Annotated in this window: 17 protein-coding genes; 13 read left to right on the top strand and 4 right to left on the bottom strand. The window is 60.6% G+C overall.

Annotated features, from left to right (window positions below; all coding sequences use genetic code 11):
- Positions 1–12 precede the first annotated feature (12 nt).
- Both H928_RS0108630 and H928_RS0108625 read right to left on the bottom strand, forming a co-directional pair.
- Positions 13–822, bottom strand: coding sequence for an MBL fold metallo-hydrolase (locus tag H928_RS0108630; protein WP_021026126.1), 810 nt, complete (start codon positions 820–822; stop codon positions 13–15).
- A 121-nt stretch (positions 823–943) separates the two neighbouring features.
- Positions 944–1,162, bottom strand: coding sequence for a lipoprotein (locus H928_RS0108625; protein WP_021026125.1), 219 nt, complete (start codon positions 1,160–1,162; stop codon positions 944–946).
- A gap of 12 nt (positions 1,163–1,174) precedes the next feature.
- On the opposite strand from H928_RS0108625, the gene cyaY reads away from it, so the two are divergent.
- On the top strand, positions 1,175–1,504 hold the full coding sequence (gene cyaY / locus H928_RS0108620; RefSeq protein ID WP_021026124.1) for an iron donor protein CyaY: 330 nt from the start codon (positions 1,175–1,177) through the stop codon (positions 1,502–1,504).
- Positions 1,505–1,579: 75 nt separating this feature from the next.
- On the opposite strand, the gene H928_RS0108615 is transcribed toward cyaY, so the two are convergent.
- Positions 1,580–3,880 carry a penicillin-binding protein 1A gene (locus H928_RS0108615; RefSeq protein ID WP_021026123.1) on the bottom strand — a complete coding sequence of 767 codons (2,301 nt, stop codon included), beginning with the start codon at positions 3,878–3,880 and terminating at the stop codon, positions 1,580–1,582.
- A 357-nt stretch (positions 3,881–4,237) separates the two neighbouring features.
- Between H928_RS0108615 and H928_RS0108610 the strand changes: the two genes are divergently transcribed.
- The 12 genes from H928_RS0108610 (at position 4,238) to H928_RS0108555 (ending at position 17,805) form a co-directional block, all read left to right on the top strand.
- Positions 4,238–5,317 (top strand): pilus assembly protein PilM, encoded by a 1,080-nt coding sequence (locus H928_RS0108610; protein ID WP_021026122.1) that lies wholly within the window; start codon positions 4,238–4,240, stop codon positions 5,315–5,317.
- Complete coding sequence (locus tag H928_RS0108605; RefSeq protein WP_021026121.1) at positions 5,314–5,916, top strand: PilN domain-containing protein; 603 nt, start codon at positions 5,314–5,316, stop codon at positions 5,914–5,916. The genes H928_RS0108610 and H928_RS0108605 overlap by 4 nt, the downstream gene beginning before the upstream one ends.
- Positions 5,917–5,924: 8 nt before the next feature.
- A complete protein-coding gene (locus tag H928_RS0108600) occupies positions 5,925–6,599 on the top strand; it encodes a type 4a pilus biogenesis protein PilO (protein ID WP_027010719.1) in 675 nt (224 codons plus the stop codon).
- A gap of 98 nt (positions 6,600–6,697) precedes the next feature.
- A complete protein-coding gene (locus H928_RS0108595) occupies positions 6,698–7,153 on the top strand; it encodes a pilus assembly protein PilP (protein ID WP_239644918.1) in 456 nt (151 codons plus the stop codon).
- The gene (gene pilQ / locus H928_RS0108590) at positions 7,150–9,270 is read left to right on the top strand and encodes a type IV pilus secretin PilQ (RefSeq protein WP_027010718.1); all 2,121 of its coding nucleotides are present in this window, start codon (positions 7,150–7,152) and stop codon (positions 9,268–9,270) included. Before H928_RS0108595 ends, pilQ begins: the two co-directional genes overlap by 4 nt.
- 21 nt (positions 9,271–9,291) lie before the next feature.
- The gene (locus H928_RS0108585) at positions 9,292–10,848 is read left to right on the top strand and encodes an Ig domain-containing protein (RefSeq protein ID WP_021026117.1); all 1,557 of its coding nucleotides are present in this window, start codon (positions 9,292–9,294) and stop codon (positions 10,846–10,848) included.
- Positions 10,849–10,965: 117 nt separating this feature from the next.
- Positions 10,966–11,523, top strand: a complete 558-nt coding sequence (locus H928_RS0108580) for a shikimate kinase (RefSeq protein ID WP_021026116.1) — start codon at positions 10,966–10,968, stop codon at positions 11,521–11,523.
- Between the two features lie 40 nt (positions 11,524–11,563).
- On the top strand, positions 11,564–12,673 hold the full coding sequence (gene aroB, locus H928_RS0108575; RefSeq protein WP_021026115.1) for a 3-dehydroquinate synthase: 1,110 nt from the start codon (positions 11,564–11,566) through the stop codon (positions 12,671–12,673).
- Between the two features lie 25 nt (positions 12,674–12,698).
- The gene (locus H928_RS0108570; RefSeq protein ID WP_373604911.1) at positions 12,699–13,898 is read left to right on the top strand and encodes a deoxyguanosinetriphosphate triphosphohydrolase; all 1,200 of its coding nucleotides are present in this window, start codon (positions 12,699–12,701) and stop codon (positions 13,896–13,898) included.
- A gap of 200 nt (positions 13,899–14,098) precedes the next feature.
- Complete coding sequence (locus H928_RS0108565; protein ID WP_021026113.1) at positions 14,099–14,728, top strand: DUF1415 domain-containing protein; 630 nt, start codon at positions 14,099–14,101, stop codon at positions 14,726–14,728.
- Between the two features lie 5 nt (positions 14,729–14,733).
- A complete protein-coding gene (locus H928_RS0108560; RefSeq protein ID WP_027010716.1) occupies positions 14,734–15,615 on the top strand; it encodes an SAM-dependent methyltransferase in 882 nt (293 codons plus the stop codon).
- Between the two features lie 156 nt (positions 15,616–15,771).
- Complete coding sequence (locus H928_RS0108555) at positions 15,772–17,805, top strand: PhoX family phosphatase (RefSeq protein WP_021026111.1); 2,034 nt, start codon at positions 15,772–15,774, stop codon at positions 17,803–17,805.
- An 84-nt stretch (positions 17,806–17,889) separates the two neighbouring features.
- Here the strand turns inward: H928_RS0108555 and H928_RS33140 are convergent.
- On the bottom strand, positions 17,890–18,096 hold a 207-nt coding region (locus H928_RS33140), incomplete at its 5' end, for a tripartite tricarboxylate transporter substrate-binding protein (RefSeq protein WP_255343170.1).

Raw genomic sequence — 18,096 nt, 5'->3', positions numbered from 1 at the left:
TACGCGCCAGGCTTACTGCGGGCGTTGCGGCAGCGGGGAGATCGGCTGCTTGGGCAAGGTGTAGTTCTGGTTGTCCATCAGATCGACCCCGCACATCAGGTGGTCGAGCCAGTCAAAGAACTGCGCAATGGCCGGGCCCATGATGGGCGCGCCGTGCTGGGGCACGATCAATGAGATATCCAGCTGGCGCGCCATGGCCACCCACAGGCGCAGCACCTTGTTGGACACCATGTAGCGGCGGTGAAAGCCTTCCATGCGCGGAATGTGCGGGGCCAGGTCGGTCACGGGGGTGCGCGCGATATAGCCATCGGTCATCGAGACGCCCAGGTCCCCGGTGAACAGGATGCGGCTGATCGGGTCGTAGAAGTGGAAGTTGCCTTCGGCATGCAGAAAATGCGCGGGCAGGATGTGCAGCTGGCTCTGGCCCAGCGGCAGAATGCCACCGGGGTCCTGCACGGGGATGACCCGGTTTTCCGTCTTGCCGACCTTGGTGAAATGCGGCACAAAGCGTTCCCAGACGCGGGAGATCACCAGGGATGCGCGGGTCGAGGTCAGCCAACGGTCCAGTGAGGCGATGATGTCCGGGTCGGCATGCGAGGCGATCAGGTAGGACAGCTTGTGCGGCGAGAAATAGCGCACCATGCCCATGTAGAGCTCATTGAAGGCGAGGTTGCCGCCCGGGTCGATGATGGCGCCGGTACCATGGTCGACAATCAGGAACTGGTTGGCCTGCACGGCCTGCGCATCCTCTTCCACCAGATCGGTGAACATCAGACAAGCATGCTGCTCGTCACGGTACAGTTCCACAGGTTCCAATGCCATCTATTCCGCCCAGTTATCTATTGCAACGGGCGTGACTGTAACGGGGTGTAGTGGGTTGGACCTTGAGGTGGATCAAGGAGGCAGGCTGGGTGGGCCGAAGAGGGCAACGGCCGGCGCTGGATCAGGGCTTGGCAGCGGGCTGCATCACGGAGGAGGGCTGCAGCTGGGGCTCAGGCCGGTCTGGCGCGCTGGGATCCAGCGTTTGCGGCAAAGTGGCCCGGTTGGCCGCTGCCGGCTCGGTGGGCAGGTACAGCGGCCCGCGCTGGCCGCAAGCGGCCAATAGTGCCGCACCGGTGGCAAGGACAATGGTCCTGCATACAATTTGGTAAATACTCCACATTGAAGCATTGTAATGAACGAACTCGAATACCTGGATGCGGCAGAAAAACTCTTGCTGGCGGTTGAGCAGACCTGCGACCGCATCAACGATGACACCGATGCCGATATCGACGCCCAGCGCGTGGGCGGCCTGCTGACCCTGATTTTTTCCAACCGCAGCCAGATCATCATCAACCTGCAGCCGCCGCTGCACGAGGTATGGCTGGCGGCCAAGTCCGGTGGCTACCACTACAAGTTCGATGGCAGCGTGTGGCGCGATACCAAGACCGGCCATGATTTCTTTGCCGATCTGACGCGGGATGCCGGTGTGCAGTCGGGTCTGCCCCTGGTCTTCAAAGCCTGAAGGCGCATCACCCTATATAAAAAAGGCCAGTCCGCGCAATGCGGGCTGGCCTTTTGTCTGGGCGCTGGCGCTGTGTCAGTTGCGGAACAGGTCCAGAATCTTGTTGCGCTCTTCCGAGTTGGGCGGCGGCACCATGGTGCCAGCAGTTGACGCGGGGGAGTCCAGGCCCAGGTTGGGGGCACTGCGCGCATATTCTTCGTAGAGCCAGTCCCCACCCACATTGACCAGGCCGCTGGGCGGCGTCATCTTGTCTACCGGCACGTCCTTGAGCGCATGCTGCATGTAGTTGATCCAGATCGGCAGGCTCAGGCCCCCCCCATATTCGCGCGCACCCAGACTGCGAGGGTTGTCATAGCCCATCCAGACGACGGCTGCATTGGTGGGCTGGAAGCCGGCAAACCAGGCGTCCACCGAATCATTGGTGGTGCCGGTCTTGCCATAGATGTCCGGGCGCTTGAGCTGGGCCTGGGCCTTGGCGGCCGTGCCGTAGCGCGCGACATCCTGCAGCAGCGAGTCCATCACAAAGGCATTGCGGGCGTCGATGGCGCGCGGCAGGTCCTCAGTGGCCGGTGGTGCAAATTCAGACAGTACATTGCCACGGTGGTCGGTGATCTTGGCAATCAGGTAGGGATTGACCCGGTGCCCGCCATTCGCAAACACCGAATAGGCCGCCACCATCTGCATCGGGGTGACGGAGCCCGCGCCCAAGGCCATCGGCAGGTAGGGTGGCTGCTTGTCGGCATCAAAGCCGAACTTGGTCACCCATTCCTGCGCCTTCTTGGGGCCCACCGATTGCATCACACGGATGGTCACCAGGTTCTTGGAGCGTGCCAGTGCCTGGCGCATGGTCATGGGGCCATCGAAGCGGCCGTCGGAGTTCTTGGGCTCCCAGGGTTGTTGGCCGGCCGATCCGGGGAAGCTCAGCGGCGCATCATTGATCACCGTGGTGGGTGAGAAGCCTTTTTCCAGTGCCGCCGAATAGATAAAGGGCTTGAAGCTGGAGCCCGGCTGGCGCCAGGCCTGGGTCACATGGTTGAACTTGTTCTTGTCGAAATCGAAACCACCGACCAGCGCCTTGATGGCGCCGCTGCGCGGGTCGAGCGAAACAAAGGCGCCTTCCACTTCGGGCAGCTGGGTCAGCTCAAAGGTCTTCTTGGCGGTTTCCATGATGCGCACCACGGCGCCGGGGCGCAGCTTGGTGTTGGGCGGCGCCTTGTCGCTCAGGCCTGATTGCACGGGCTTGAGGCCATCACCGGTGATCTCGATCGGATCGCCATCGGCGCGGATCACCACAACCTTGCGCGGCGCAGCTTCAAGCACGACGGCAGACAGGATATTGCCGTTGTCCGGGTGCTGGGCCAGCACCTCGTCAATGGCTTCGTCCCGCTCCTGGCCGGCGGCCGGCAGGCTGATGAACTTCTCCGGGCCACGGTAGTGCTGGCGCTTTTCGTAGTCCATGATGCCCTTGCGCAGCGCCTCATAGGCCTTTTCCTGGTCGCTGGCGATCAAGGTGGTGTAGACGTTGAGGCCGCGTGTGTAGGCCTCGCTGCCGTACTGCGCAAAGATCAGCTGGCGCGCCATCTCGGCCACATATTCGGCATGCACGCGGTTGTCCGCATAGCTGGAGCGGATCTTGAGTGACTCCTCACGTGCCTGGCTGGCCTGGGCGGGCGTGATGAAGTGGTTCTCTTCCATCCGGTCAATGATGTAGAGCTGGCGGATGCGGGCGCGCTTGGGATTGCTGATCGGGTTGTAGGCCGAAGGGGCCTTGGGCAGGCCGGCGAGCATGGCCGCTTCTGCCACCGTGACATCCTTGAGTGGCTTGCCGAAATAGGTTTCGGACGCCGCCGAGAAGCCGTAGGCACGGTTGCCCAGGTAGATCTGGTTCATATAGATTTCCAGAATCTGGTTCTTGCTCAGCGTGTGCTCCAGCTTCAAGGTCAGCAGGATCTCATATATCTTGCGGGTATAGGTTTTTTCAGACGATAGATAGACATTGCGGGCCACCTGCATCGTGATGGTGGAGGCGCCCTGGGCCTTTTCGCGCCCCAGGTTGGCAAGCAGCGCGCGCGCCATGCCCTTGTAGTCCACACCGCTGTGCTCAAAAAAGCGCGTGTCTTCGATGGCCAGCACGGCATCGACCATCACCTTGGGGATCTCGCTGATCGGCGTCAAATTGCGGCGTTCTTCGCCAAACTCGCCCAGCAGAGCGCCTTCTGAGGAGTAGACGCGCATCGGCAGCTTGGGCCGGTAGTCGGCCAGCTCGGAGACATCGGGCAGGTTGGGGTAGGCCATGGCCAGGCCCACGGCGACCACCGCCGCCCCTGCGATGGCGCCGGCCACCAGCAAGGCCAGCAGCCAGCCAAAGAACTTCATGGCCTTGGTGGCGAAGCTCGATGGCTTGGCTTGCTTGGGAGATTTGGCGGGAGGTTTTTCAGGCGTTCTGCGCGAAATCGGAGCGTCTGGATTCATGGGGTCAGACCGTCGAGGGGAGCTTGCATAAGCAGGGGATGCTATCACGCGGCTGCTTTGGCTGGGGTGCGCGCCGGTTTTGAATTAGCTTGTGACAAATGTCATGCTGCGTCCAATGTATCCCTTGTATCGTATTGTTTTGACAACGAATTGGGCCTGGGAGCAGGTGGTTCTTTGCTGCGCGACTATCTTGCTGATAGCATTCATAGGGGGTGTTAAGTTTTGTAGCTCAATATAGAGCAAATTAGGGAGGAGCCCATCTTGGTCTCAATGGGATCTTTGTTCCGACGCCAGCCGCCTAGCCTCTTGGGGATAGACGTGAGCGCGTCGAGCATCAAGTTGGTTGAACTGGGGAGGAGCGGCAGCGGTCAATACATTGTTGAGCGCTGTGCACAAGAGCTGCTGGAGCCTGGCTGGGTCACCGAGTCGGGCATCGAGCGTTTTGACGAGGTGGCCGATTCCTTGCGGCGCCTGGTCAAAAAGAGCGGCACGCGCACCAAGCAAGCGGCACTGGCGTTGCCGCTTTCTGCCGTCATCCAAAAGAAAATCGTGCTGCCATCGGGGCTCTCCGAGCTCGAGATGGAGTTTCAAGTTGAATCAGAAGCTAACCAATACATACCATTTTCCCTCGATGAGGTGAATCTGGATTTCTATGTCATCGGCCCATCCGCCAACTCGGTGGGGGATGTTGACGTGTTGATTGCCGCTGCCCGCAAGGAAACCGTGCAAGACCGGCAGGGCCTGGCGGAAGCCGCAGGCCTCAAGCCCGTGGTGCTGGAGATCGAGTCCAACGCCACAGCGCTGGCGGCGCGGCGCTTGATCGGCAATATGCCCAGCAAGGGCAAGGATGCCTTTATCGCCATCTTTGAAATCGGTGGCAATGCGTCGTTCCTGCAGATCATCCACAACAACCAGGTGATCTATGAGCGTGACCAGTCCTTCAACGGCGGCCAGCTCACACAGATGATCATGCGGCAATATGGCTTCTCGCAAGAAGAGGCCGAGCAGAAAAAACGCGGTGGCGATCTGCCTGCCGACTACAAGCAGGTGGTCCTCAAGCCTTTTGTAGAGAGCATCGGGCAGGAGATCAATCGCGCTTTGCAGTTCTTCTTTACCAGTACGCCGCACAACCGCATTGACCACATCCTGCTCGCGGGCGGCTCTGCGGTGCTGAGCGGCCTGACGGATGCGGTGATCGATGCGACCGGCTTTGCCGCGTCCGCTGCCAACCCGTTTGAAGACATGGTGATGGATGCCGCCGTGCGGTCCAGGGCCAAGAGCAAGGACTTCACAACCTATCTCACCGCCTGCGGCCTGGCACTGCGGAGGTATGCAGCATGATCTTGATCAATCTGCTCCCCCACCGCGAAGCTGCGCGAAAAAAGCGCAAAGAAAGCTTCCAGGCATCGATGGTGGCCGCGGCCCTGGTGGGCGCGCTGGTCTGCGGTGCCGTGTACATGTTCTACCAGTACAAGATCGATCTGCAGGGCCAGCGCAATGCGCTGCTGACGCGCGAGATCAAGGCGCTGGATGTCAAGATCGCCGATGTGGCCAAGATCGATGCGGAAATTGCGGCGCTGAAGGCGCGGCAAAAGGCCGTAGAAGACCTGCAGTCCGACCGCAATCTGCCCGTGCATTTGCTCAATGAGCTGGTGCTGCAGCTGCCCGATGGCGTCTATATCGAAAGCCTCAAGCAACAAGATCAGACCGTGCAGATCCAGGGCATCGCGCAGTCGAATGAGCGGGTGTCCGAGTTGCTCAACAGCCTGGCGACCAAGACGCCCTGGCTCTCCAAGCCTGAATTGGTCGAGGTGGTCGGTACGACCACACAGGTCAATGCGCGCGAGAAAAAGCGGGTCGCTGGCTTCAACCTGCGTTTCGGCTTGGTTCGCTCCAGCGACGTGGAGCAGGCCCATAACGCGCAGGCGCTGAAAAAATAAGGGCGACCATGGCAACGAAAAAAAATATTCAAGTGGGAGAGGCGCTGCAAGGCTTTCAGCGCCAGTTTCAAAATCTGGATCCCAAGGATCCTTCTGTCTGGCCGGCCGCACCGCGTGCGGTTTTGTTGGTGCTTATTGCGGCCGTGGTGATTGGTTTGGGCTGGTATGCCTATCTGAGCAGTTTTGAGGAAGAGTTGACTGCCTCGCAGGCCCAGGAGCTCAAACTCAAGGAAGACTACAAGACCCGTCTGCGCAAAGCCGTCAACTTGGATGCGCTGCGCAAACAGCGTGAGCAGGTCTTGCAGTATGTGACCCAGTTGGAAAAGCAACTGCCCAGCAAGGCGGAGATGGCAGCGCTGCTGTCCGACATCAACCAGGCGGGTATTGGCCGCAGCCTGCAATTTGACCTGTTCAAGCCTGGCCAGACGGTGGTGAGGGACTACTACGCGGAATTGCCGATTACGCTGAAGGTCAATGGCAAGTACCACGACATCGGCTTTTTTGCAGCCGATGTTGCCAATCTCTCCCGTATCGTGACCTTGAACAATATCGCTTTGGCGCCGGCCAGCAAGGACAGCGCTACCTTGGCGTTGAATGCCACGGCCAGAACCTTCCGCTATTTGGATCCGCAGGAACTCCAAGAGCAGCAAGCTGCGAAGTCCAAACAAAAAGGGAAGAAGTAGGGTGGGATATGCATACTTTGTCTAAATGGATAGGGGCTGCGCTGGCGGTATCGCTGCTGGCAGGCTGCAGTGACGAAGGCGATGACCTGCAGCAATGGATGCAGCAGGAGCAGGCGAGCACCCGGCCTTCGGTCAAGCCCATCAGCGCTCCCAAGGAGTTCGTGCCCCAAGGCTATCTGGCCAGTGCGACGCTCGACCCTTTCAGCAAGGAGCGGCTCGCAGCCCTGTTGGGTGGCAGTCCAAACGCACCAGCAACCATCTCGGATGCCCTGGTGGCGCCCGAGCGTGCGCGGCGCAAAGAGCAGCTTGAGTCGTTTCCGCTCGACACCATTTCCATGGTGGGTTTCTTGAAAAAGGGCGCGCAGGACGTCGCGCTGGTCAAGGCCGATAGCCTGATCTACCAGGTCAGCAAGGGCATGTACATGGGCCAGAACTACGGAAAGATAAAAAGCATCAGCGACAGCGCAATCACCCTGCGGGAGATTGTGCAAGACGGTGTGGGTGAATGGATAGAGAGAGATGCAGTGCTTGAGCTGCAGGAGGCCAAAAAATGAAGAAATTCAGTGTACTTATCCCTTTGATGGCCATGCTGCTGCCATCTTGGGCGCTGGCACAGGGGCGCATCAACAAAGTCTCGACCCTGATGCGCGATGGCGTGGAGATGGTCAAGATTGAGACCGACGGTGCGCCGCTGGTCTTGCCAGAGACCTTCAGCATCCAATCGCCTGCACGCGTGGTGCTGGATCTGCCTGGGTTCAAAAGCGCGATGCCCAGCAACCGGGTGGAGCTCAACCAGGGTAATTTGCGCTCCTTGAATGTTGTGGAGACGGATACCAAGGCCCGTGTGGTGCTGAACCTCAAGGAAAGCACCAGCTACAAGACCGAAGTGAGCGGCAGCGACTTGCTGGTGGCGCTGGAACCTGCTGCCAAGGCGGTCGCCAGCGTCAATGCGCAAAACACGCAGTTTGCCGAAGATGGCAATAACTATTCGCAGCCGCTGTCGGATCTGGATTTTCGCCGTGGTACCGATGGCGCAGGCCGTCTGGTGATCTCCTTGCCGAACAACAAGGTGGGCGTGAATATCTCCAAGCAAAGCGATGGCCTGACCTTGGAGCTGCAGCATACTCTGCTGCCCGAGGCACTGCGCCGCAGGCTCGATGTGGCAGACTTTGGCACGCCAGTGGGCATGATCTCGGCACGCCAGTCTGGCAGCACCGTTTTTGTGCAGTTAAAAAATGCGGGTGAGTGGGAACACAGTGCCTACCAGAGCGACAACCAGTTTGTGGTCGAAGTGCGCCAGCGCAAGAGCGACCCGAACAAGCTGGGTTCGTCGGGCACCTTCACCGGTGAAAAGCTGTCGCTGAGCTTCCAGAATATTGAGGTGCGCTCGCTGCTGCAGGTGATTGCAGATTTCACCAACTTCAATATCGTCACCTCGGACACCGTCAATGGCGCGTTGACGCTGCGCTTGAAAGACGTCCCTTGGGACCAGGCCTTGCAGATCATCCTGGATGCCAAGGGCCTGGGCATGCGCAAGTCTGGCACGGTTCTTTGGATTGCGCCCAAGGATGAAATCGATGAGCGCATCCAGAAGGACTTTGATGCGGTCGCCAAGCTCGAGGAAAAGGTTCCTTTGCAAACCCAGTCGTTCCAGCTCAACTATGCCAAGGCGACTGAGTTGCTTAAACAAATCACCGGCAATTCAGGCGGTGGCGGAGGTGCTGGTGGCACCCGAAGTCGGTTCTTGACGGCCCGTGGCTCGGCCATTGCCGAGCCCCGCACCAACCAGCTGTTCGTTACGGATATCCCTGCCAAGTTGGAAGAGTTCAGACGCCTGCTCGTGACCCTGGACATTCCCGTGCGCCAGGTGCTGATCGAGGCGCGGATTGTGGAGGCGCGCGACACCTTTGGCCGTGCGCTGGGTGTGCGTCTGGGTGGTGGCGATATGCGTGCTGCCAATGGTGGTGATGGCGGCTATAGCATTGGGGGGGGTAACCGTGTGGGCTTTGGTACCAGCTATGAGAATGCGGTGGGGACTACGGGAATGGGGGGAACCAATACCTCAACAGGGAATTTTGTCAATTTACCCGCATCGACGATTTCTGGGGTTACCGGTACTGGAACATTTGCGCTGTCTATTTTTAACTCCGCAGCCAATCGCTTTTTGTCGTTGGAGTTATCGGCGATGGAGGCGGATGGCAAGGGCAAGATTGTCTCCAGCCCGCGCTTGATCACGGCCGACCAGACCAAGGCGCTGATTGAACAAGGTACCGAAATTCCCTACCAGAACTCTGCGCAAAATGGTGCGACCACCGTAGAATTCAAAAAAGCGGTGTTGAAGCTCGAAGTGGTGCCTCAGATCACGCCTGAAGGCAGCATCATCTTGGATCTAGATGTCTCCAAGGATTCTCAAGGAGCGAACACTTCCGCCGGCCCTGCTATCGATACCAAGCACATCAAGACCCAAGTCTTGGTGGAAAATGGTGGGACCGTGGTGATTGGTGGTATTTTTGAGCTCACGGAGACACAGTCCACCAACAAGATCCCACTGCTAGGTGATTTGCCTGTGGTGGGCAATCTGTTCAAGAACAATCTTCGAGAATCGGAAAAGCGCGAGATGCTGGTGTTCATCACTCCGAAGATGATTTCAGACCGCGGTGAAATGCGTTAATTAAGATAGACAGGGAGAGTTATGAGAAATTTATTGAAGCCCTTGGTGCTGGTGGCGCCGCTGTTGTTGGCCGCCTGCGGCGGCGGCGGTGGCAGCGGTGGTGAAGCGCAACTGCAGTACAGCATCAAGCTGACGGCTGCTAAGGCAGCAGTTCCTGTGAACCTGACATCGTCCCTGCCAGGTTATGGTAGGGGTGATTACTACCCTTACATGTCCACTCTGTACATTCAGGCCAACGCAGGTGGCAATCCGATTCCAAACCAGGAGGACGGAGCCTTTGCCTGTAATATCACGTCAGGGCTGGATTCTGGTTCGCTTTACTACTTGGACGGCAAGGATGACCACACGGTGGATGTCGTCATCGAAACAGAGACCGTTAAAGTGCCCGGTGCTTATCGGAATATCACTTTAGGCTCTAATGCAGGCGGCGCCTCATTCCATATCATCTCGCACGAAATCGCTGGCGATGTCACCGTGCAGTGCAGCGTTACTGACCCGCGCGACAATAAGGTCTACACCGATCGCGCTACCGTGAAGGTCGGAGGCGGTAGCACCGCTACCCCTGCAACGGTCACGTTCACGAATCAGACCGAGTACTTGGGATCTCGTGACAACCTGAATGACATCCCTAATAGCGTGGTGGTGCAGGCTACGGTTAGAAACGACAATAACCAGCCCATCACCAGCATGGGCAATGCCAATCTGCAGGTCAGCATTGTGCCGAACGCCGCATCCGACGGCGCCAAGTTGTTCGCAGGGGGCCAGACGTATAGTGGTTCCATGCAGATCAGCACAGTCAATGGCATCGGCCAGTTCTCGGTTGCAAGCGGTCCGGCGTCTGGTGCTCTGTTGCTGCGCTTTACGGTAGATCGTGCAGACAATGACCTTACTAACGGCATTCAAGAACCAATCACCCAATACACTGTGATTCCAGTGGTGCATGGGCTGGCTTCCAGCGCGCTTACCATTCCTGCATCCGAGCTGGCTCAGACCGTGCAGAATGCTGAACCTTACGTCCATGCCTTGATTGCAGAAGGCGGTGTTGCTCCTTTCCTGTGGTCCACCAGTTCGACCTTGCCGACAGGTCTGAGTCTAAGCTCGAATGGTTTGATTTCGGGTACACCCAATGTCAAGGGTCCAGGCCAGTACACCGTCGTGCTGAATGTGCGTGACGCCAACGGTGCGACTGCGCGCCAAACCTTGGTGCTGACTGTGGTTGGCAACTTGCCTGACAATCCCGTGGCCTTCACCATCAATGGCTGCACCGGTTCTTCGACTTCGCCCTGCCCAATCTCCTCGGTGGAAGTGGGAACCTCCTACACCTACACATTTTCCGCCACAGGTGACAATGTGACCTGGGCTTTGGAGGGTGCACCTAGCTGGCTGCAAGTGGTGGGTCAAGGCTCTACGGGACGCATCGCGTCGGGTGCTCCTCTCACCTGTGCGGACGTAGCAACATATCGCATGTTTGTGACGGCAAAGAATGCAGCCAACTCGGTGACCCGTGAAGTCACGTTCCGTGTGACTGACACTGGCAATACGTGCACGCCTGTTACGCCACCAGTTACTACGCCGTAATTGCTTGCCTTTAGATCCCTCCGCGGGTCTGCCTCTAAAAACCTCCGGCAACCCCGGAGGTTTTTTTATGCCCGCCATTGCCCTATCATGTGCAGTCCGTTTTCAGGATCTAGCGCGATGGCACCTTCTGTGTGTTTGATTGGGCTGCCCGGCAGTGGTAAATCCACCATCGGCCGGCAGCTGGCACGCCTTTGGGGTGTGGATTTTGTCGATTCCGACCATGTGATCGAGGCGCAGCTGGGCTGCTCGATCAAGGAATTCTTCTCGGCCCAGGGCGAGCAGGCTTTTCGCGATGTAGAGGCCCAGGTGATTGCCGCGCTCGCGACACGGGAGCGGGCCTGCATTCTGTCCACCGGTGGTGGCGCAGTGCTCAGGCCAGAAAACCGTGCGGTGCTGCATGCCCACACAACGGTGTTCTACCTGCATTCCAGCCCCGAGGACATTGCCCGGCGCCTGCGCAACGATACCGGGCGGCCCTTGCTGCAGGGCGATGACACGCTCAAGCGCCTCAAGGACCTGCTGGCCGTGCGCGCGGCCTTGTATGAAGAGACGGCGCACTACACGATCGACACCTTGCGTTGCGGTACCGGCCAGGTGATGCGCAAGGTCAGCATGCAGGCCGAGCTCGCTGGCTTGGTGCCGCAGCTGGGCGCGAATCTGGCAACTCCCCGATAATGGGTGGGCGAAACCGTACAACTTCCCGACGCAAACACCTGTGACCGACACTGTTCATATTGATCTGGGCGACCGCTCCTACCCCATTCTGATTGCTGCTGGCTTGCTCGCCCAGGCGGACACCTTTGCGCACTGCCCCAAGGCCTCGCAGGCGCTCATCGTCAGCAATGACACGGTGGCGCCGCTCTATGCCCGCCAACTGCAGGCCGCGCTGGCACCCCACTACCCCAAGGTCGAACTGGTAGTGCTGCCCGATGGCGAAGCGCACAAGAACTGGACAACCCTGCAAGGCATCTTTGATGCACTGATGCACAACGGCGCCGACCGCAAGACGGTGCTGTTTGCTTTGGGGGGTGGTGTTGTGGGCGATATGACCGGCTTTGCCGCTGCCAGCTTCATGCGTGGTGTGCCTTTTGTGCAGGTGCCCACCACCTTGCTGTCGCAGGTGGATTCGTCGGTCGGCGGCAAGACCGGCATCAACCACCCGCTGGGCAAGAACATGATCGGCGCCTTCTACCAGCCCCAACTGGTGGTCTGCGACCTGGACACCTTTGACACCTTGCCCGCCCGTGAGCTGAGCGCTGGCCTGGCCGAAGTCATCAAGTACGGCCCGATTGCCGATATGGCCTTTATGGATTGGCTGGAGGCCGAGATGCCTGCGCTGATCGCCGGCGACAAGCGCGCATTGGCCCATGCGGTGCGCCGCAGCTGCGAGATCAAGGCCGATGTGGTCTCCAAGGACGAGCGCGAGGCGGACCTGCGCGCCATCCTGAACTTTGGCCACACCTTTGGCCATGCGATCGAGGCCGGCATGGGCTATGGCGTCTGGCTGCATGGCGAAGGTGTGGGTGCCGGCATGGTGATGGCTGCCGAGCTGTCCCAGCGTCTGGGCCTGGTCGATGTCGCCTTTGTGCAGCGCCTGCGCGCCTTGGTGGCCCGGGCCGGTTTGCCGGTGCGCGGCGCCATGTTGGATGCCCATGACAACGCAGGCCGCTATCTGGAACTGATGCGCCACGACAAGAAATCCCAGGCCGGTGCGATCCGCTTTGTGCTGATCGATGGCCCCGGCAAGGCGGTGGTGCGCGAGGCGCCCGATGCGCTGGTGCGCGAAGTCATCGACCTGTGCTGCGCCGGCGCAGTACAGGCCTGATCGGATGGACCGTCCCTCGCTGCTGATGCAGCCAGCCGAGCCCCAGCAGATCTGGACCGAGATGGGCCTGGCACCTTATGCCTGCTTCTCCCACCGCAGCCAGGGCCGTCTGCATGCGCAAGAGGCCGCGCCCACGCGCAGCGCTTTTCAGCGCGACCGCGACCGGATTGTCCACTCCACCGCCTTTCGCCGACTGGTCTACAAGACCCAGGTCTTTCTGAACCACGAGGGCGACCTGTTTCGCACCCGCCTCACGCACTCGATCGAGGTGGCGCAGCTGGGCCGCTCCGTGGCGCGGGCGCTGCGCATCAATGAAGACCTGACCGAAGCGATCTGCCTGGCCCATGACCTGGGCCACACCCCTTTTGGCCATGCGGGCCAGGATGCGCTCAATGCCTGCATGCAGGACTTTGGCGGCTTTGAGCACAATATGCAAAGCCTGCGCGTGGTCGATACGCTCGAAGAGCGCTACCCGGACTACAGCGGTCTGAACCTCTGCTTTGAGACCCGAGAAGGGATTTTGAAGCACTGCTCGGCCAAGCACGCGCGCCAGCTGGAGCAGCGCGAGCCCGGCGGTGTGGGGCAGCGTTTTTTGCTCGGCCACCAACCGGGGCTGGAGGCCCAGCTGGCCAATCTGGCCGACGAGATTGCCTACAACGCCCATGATGCGGACGATGGCGTGCGCTCGGGCCTGATCAGCCTGGAGCAGCTGATGGGCGTGCCGCTGTTTGCCCGCTATGCCCAGGAGGCGCTGGCCGAGTACCCGCAACTGCAGGAGCCGCGCTGGCAGCGCAAATGGCTGTATGAGGCCACGCGCCGCATGCTCAGCGAACAGATCTACGATGTGATCCGCCACACCAGCGCCGGCCTGCAGGCTGCGCAGCCCGCCGATGTGGATGCTGTGCGCCAGCTGCCCGCGCTGGTCGGTTTCAGCAGCACGATGGCGGCCGAGTCGGCCGAGCTCAAGCGCTTTTTGTTCAAGAACCTGTACCGCCATCCGCAGGTGGTGCAGACCACCGGGCAGGCCAAGGTCGTCGTGCGCGAGCTGTTTGACATCTACCTGGCTGACCCCGCGCAGATGAAGCCGCGCTTTGCCGCCCGTGCAGCCGGTCTGGACCCGATCGCTTGCGCCCGCGTGGTGGCCGATTTCATCGCCGGCATGACCGACCGCTATGCACTGCGCGAGCATGAGCGCCTGACCGGCCAGCGCGTGCTGGTCTCCTGACAGCAGGACGCCTGCACGCTGGACATGGCTTAGCGCCGCAAGTGGCAAAGCGCCCCTCGCTACAATGGCAGGCCCAGCGTCAGCCTCTGCCTGCCTGCGGCCCTGCGCCGCCCTAGCGCCTAGCGCCCACCCCCGTTGCAGGGTGATGGCCCGCAGACAGCCCCCGCTGGCCACCCATAACTCCACCAGAAAGCCCCACGATGACCGATACCCATGCTGCGCCCGCGCCTGCGGATGAGGCCTTGCACCAAGTGGTGATCGCCGACACCGTGAACTGGCTGGAAAAAGCCGTCATCGGCCTGAACCTCTGCCCCTTTGCCAAGGGCGTACATGTCAAGGACCAGATCCACTATGTGGTGAGCGATGCGCAGGACGCCGAAGCGGTGGCGCATGATCTGCACCGCGAGCTCGAAGCGCTGGCCGAAGCCAATCCGGACAAGCGCGATACCACCTTGCTGATCCTGCCGCTGGCCCTGCATGATTTTCTGGATTTCAACGATTTCCTGGAGATCGCCGACGAAATGATCGAGGAGCTGGATCTGGGCGGCATCCTGCAGGTGGCCTCATTCCACCCGCTGTTCCAGTTCGAGGGCACCACGGTCGACGACGTGACCAACTGCACAAATCGTTCGCCGTACCCGATCCTGCACCTGCTGCGCGAAGAGAGCATCGACAAGGCCGTCGAAGCCTTTCCCGAGGCGGATGCGATTTACGAAAAGAACATGGACACGCTCGATGCGCTGGGCCTGGAAGGCTGGCTCGACTTGGGCGTGGGCCCGCGCTGCCCCTTCCCGCACCAGGGCGCTGCCAGCGACAAGGCCAAGGAATGAAAACGATGAAAGCACCGCGCGCCGCAGGCCGTAGCGCCACCAAGCCCGCCGCCCCCGATGTCGCCCAGCAGCTGGAGCTCAAGCCCGGCCAGTCGATTGAGTTGCTCAAGGCGCTGCACATCCTCACGCGCGATGGCAAGCTGAACCAGGATTCGCGACGCAAGCTCAAGCAGGTCTACCACCTCTACCAGTTCATCGAGCCTTTGCTCACCGAGCTGTCGGCACAAGACCATCCGGTCAGCCTGGCCGACCATGGCGCGGGCAAATCCTACCTGGGTTTTATCCTCTACGACCTGTTCTTCAAGAACCTGGGCCGTGGCCATATCTACGGCATCGAAACCCGGGCGCCATTGGTTGAGGCCTCGCAGCAGCTGGCGGCCGATCTGGGTTTTGCGCGCATGTCGTTCCTCAACATGTCGGTCGCTGATTCCACCCGTACCGATGCCGTGCCCGAGCGCTTTGATGTGGTCACTGCGCTGCATGCCTGCGATACCGCCACCGATGACGCCATCGCCTTTGGCCTGGAAAAGCGGGCCCGCGCCATGGTGCTGGTGCCCTGCTGCCAGGCCGAAGTGGCGGCCTGCCTGCGCCAGAACAAGGCCATGAGCCTGTCGCGCACTCCCCTTGCCGAACTCTGGCGCCACCCCATCCACACCCGCGAGATGGGCAGCCAGATCACCAATGTGCTGCGCTGCCTTTACCTGGAAAGCCAGGGCTACCAGGTCACCGTGACCGAACTGGTGGGTTGGGAACACAGCATGAAGAACGAGCTGATCCTCGCCAAATACACCGGCCAGAAAAAGCGTGCAGCGGCCGAGCGCCTGCAGCAGCTCTTGGTCGAGTTCGGCCTGGACCAGTCTTTGCAGCACCGGTACCGCTTGGATTAATTTGCAGTTTGTGGGGGCGTGGCGCGCCTTATAACGCACAAACTTATCCCATCGATGACAGTGCTGTGACGTCATCGGAGATTCATAAAAGTCGCGTCGCCGCTTTCTAGACTGGGCCTTCCCTACGGTGGTTCAATAATCTGGAGAGTCGAAGCGATGAGCAAATCCATTTCCGACAAAGTCGTCCGCAACACGGATGGCAACACCCCTTTCAGCACCATTCTCGAAGCGAACATGTCGCGCCGTTTGGTGATGCGCGGCAGCCTGGGCTCGGCCCTGGCGCTGTTTGCCGGTGCCAGCATCTCCGCCTGCGGTGGCGGCAGTGATGGCGATGATGACAAGGCCGTCAAGCTCGGCTTTGCGTCGCTGCCCAACTCGATGACGGATGCCTGCGTAGTGCCCGCCGGCTATGTGGCCTCGGTCATCGGTGCCTGGGGTACGCCGCTCAACGACCAGGCAGCGCCCTGGAGCAATGAAGGCCGCAACACCTCGCAGGATCTGCTGCACTCCACCGGCATGCACCATGACGGCATGCACTACTTCCCGCTGGCCGGCAGCTCCAGCGAAGGCCTGCTGGTCGTCAACCACGAGTACATCGACGAAAAGGCCTTGCATCCCAACGGCCCCACCTCGGTGGCTGGCAAGCGCCCGGCTGAAGAGGTGCGCAAGGAGGTCAATGCCCATGGCGTTGCTGTGATGCATGTGCGCAAGCAGGGCAGCCAGTGGGAGATCATCCAGAATTCGCGCTACAACCGCCGCTTCACCTCCGCCACGCCGATGAACCTGTCCGGCCCTGTGGCGGGCACCGACTGGGTCAAGACGCCGTTCTCCACCACCGGCAGCCAGGTGCGCGGCACCAACAACAACTGCGGCAATGGCACCACCCCTTGGGGCACCTACATCACCGCCGAAGAAAACTGGGCCGCCTGCTTTGTCAACACCGGCGAGCAAACCGCCGCGCAAAAGCGCGTGGGCGTGCAGACCAAGCTGGGCCGCTACCAGTGGGAAACGGCCGCCGGCGATGCGACGGAGCAGCAAGGCGAATTTGCCCGCTTCAACATCACCGCCACTGGCGCCGATGGCCTGCAGGACTGGCGCAATGAGGTCAACGGCTTTGGCTACCTGGTCGAGATCGACCCCTACGACCCCGGCAGCACGGCCACCAAGCGCACCGCGATGGGCCGCTTTGCCCACGAAGGCGCTGCCTACGGCATCCCGGTGGCGGGCAAGCCGCTGGCTTTCTACAGCGGTGATGATTCGCGCTTTGAATACATCTACCGCTTTGTGTCCGAAGCGCTGTGGGACCCCAAGGATGCCGAGCGCAGCGACCGCATTGCCGTGGGCCACAAGTACCTGGACAAGGGCACCCTGTACGTGGCGCGCTTTGATGCCGAAGGCAAGGGCGAATGGCTGGCGCTGACCCCCGCCACCAAGGGCAAGGACGGCCGCAGCCTGGGCGAGGCCTTTGGCAATATCGATGCCATCCTGATCAACACGCGTGGTGCGGCCGACTTTGTCGGTGCCACGCCGATGGACCGCCCCGAGTGGACCGCCGTGCACCCCAGCAATGGCGATGTCTACCTGACCCTGACCAACAACACCAGCCGCAATGCCGAGCGCGGCACCAACCCCGCCAACCCGCGCCTGAACAATGTCAACGGCCATATCGTGCGCTGGCATGACGACGCTGGTGCCAACACCTTCCGCTGGGACATCTTTGTGTTTGGCTCGGACGCGGCGGGCAATGCCGACACCAACCGCTCGGGCCTGACCGAGCTGAACCAGCTCGCCAGCCCCGATGGCATTGCTTTCGATGACCGCGGTATTCTGTGGATCCAGACCGACAACGGCATCGATGGTGGCCGCAACAATGCGGTTGCCAAGGCCACCAACGACCAGATGCTGGCCGTGGTGCCGGGCGCCTTGAAGGATGCCAAGGGCACCGGCCCCGTCATCAATGCCAGCAACCAAGCCGAGCTGCGCCGTTTCTTTGTCGGCCCGAACGAGGCCGAGATCACCGGCTTTGCCTATACCCCCGACCACACCAGCATCTTCCTCAACATCCAGCACCCGGTGAACTGGCCCGCCTATGGCACGGCCGATGCCACCCGCGCGCCCGATGGCACGGTGCGCCCGCGCTCGTCGACGGTGGTGATCCAGAAGGCGGACGGCGGCCCGATCGGCGTCTGATCTTTTAGTCAGCCGCCATAGAAAAAGCCGCCGGTCCTGGGCGTCCAGGATCGGCGGCTTTGCTTTGTGCGATTGGGCTGTGGATTAGCCTGCGGTCGCGCCCGAGGTCTTCACCACTTGCTTCCACTTTTCGTTTTCAGCAGCGATGAACTTGCCAAATTCGGCCTGCGATTCGGTCACCACTTCGCCGCCCTGGTCGCCAATTTTCTTGATTACGTCAGGCTTTTGCAACACCTTGATGATGGCGGCATGCAGCTTGGCCTGCACATCGGCGGGGGGCTTGGTGGGGGG

This window comes from Comamonas sp. B-9 (assembly GCF_000410635.1).
Classification (GTDB): Bacteria; Pseudomonadota; Gammaproteobacteria; order Burkholderiales; family Burkholderiaceae_C; genus Comamonas.
Note: the sequence above shows the minus strand (reverse complement) of the source record. Positions and strands in the feature narration are given on the sequence as shown.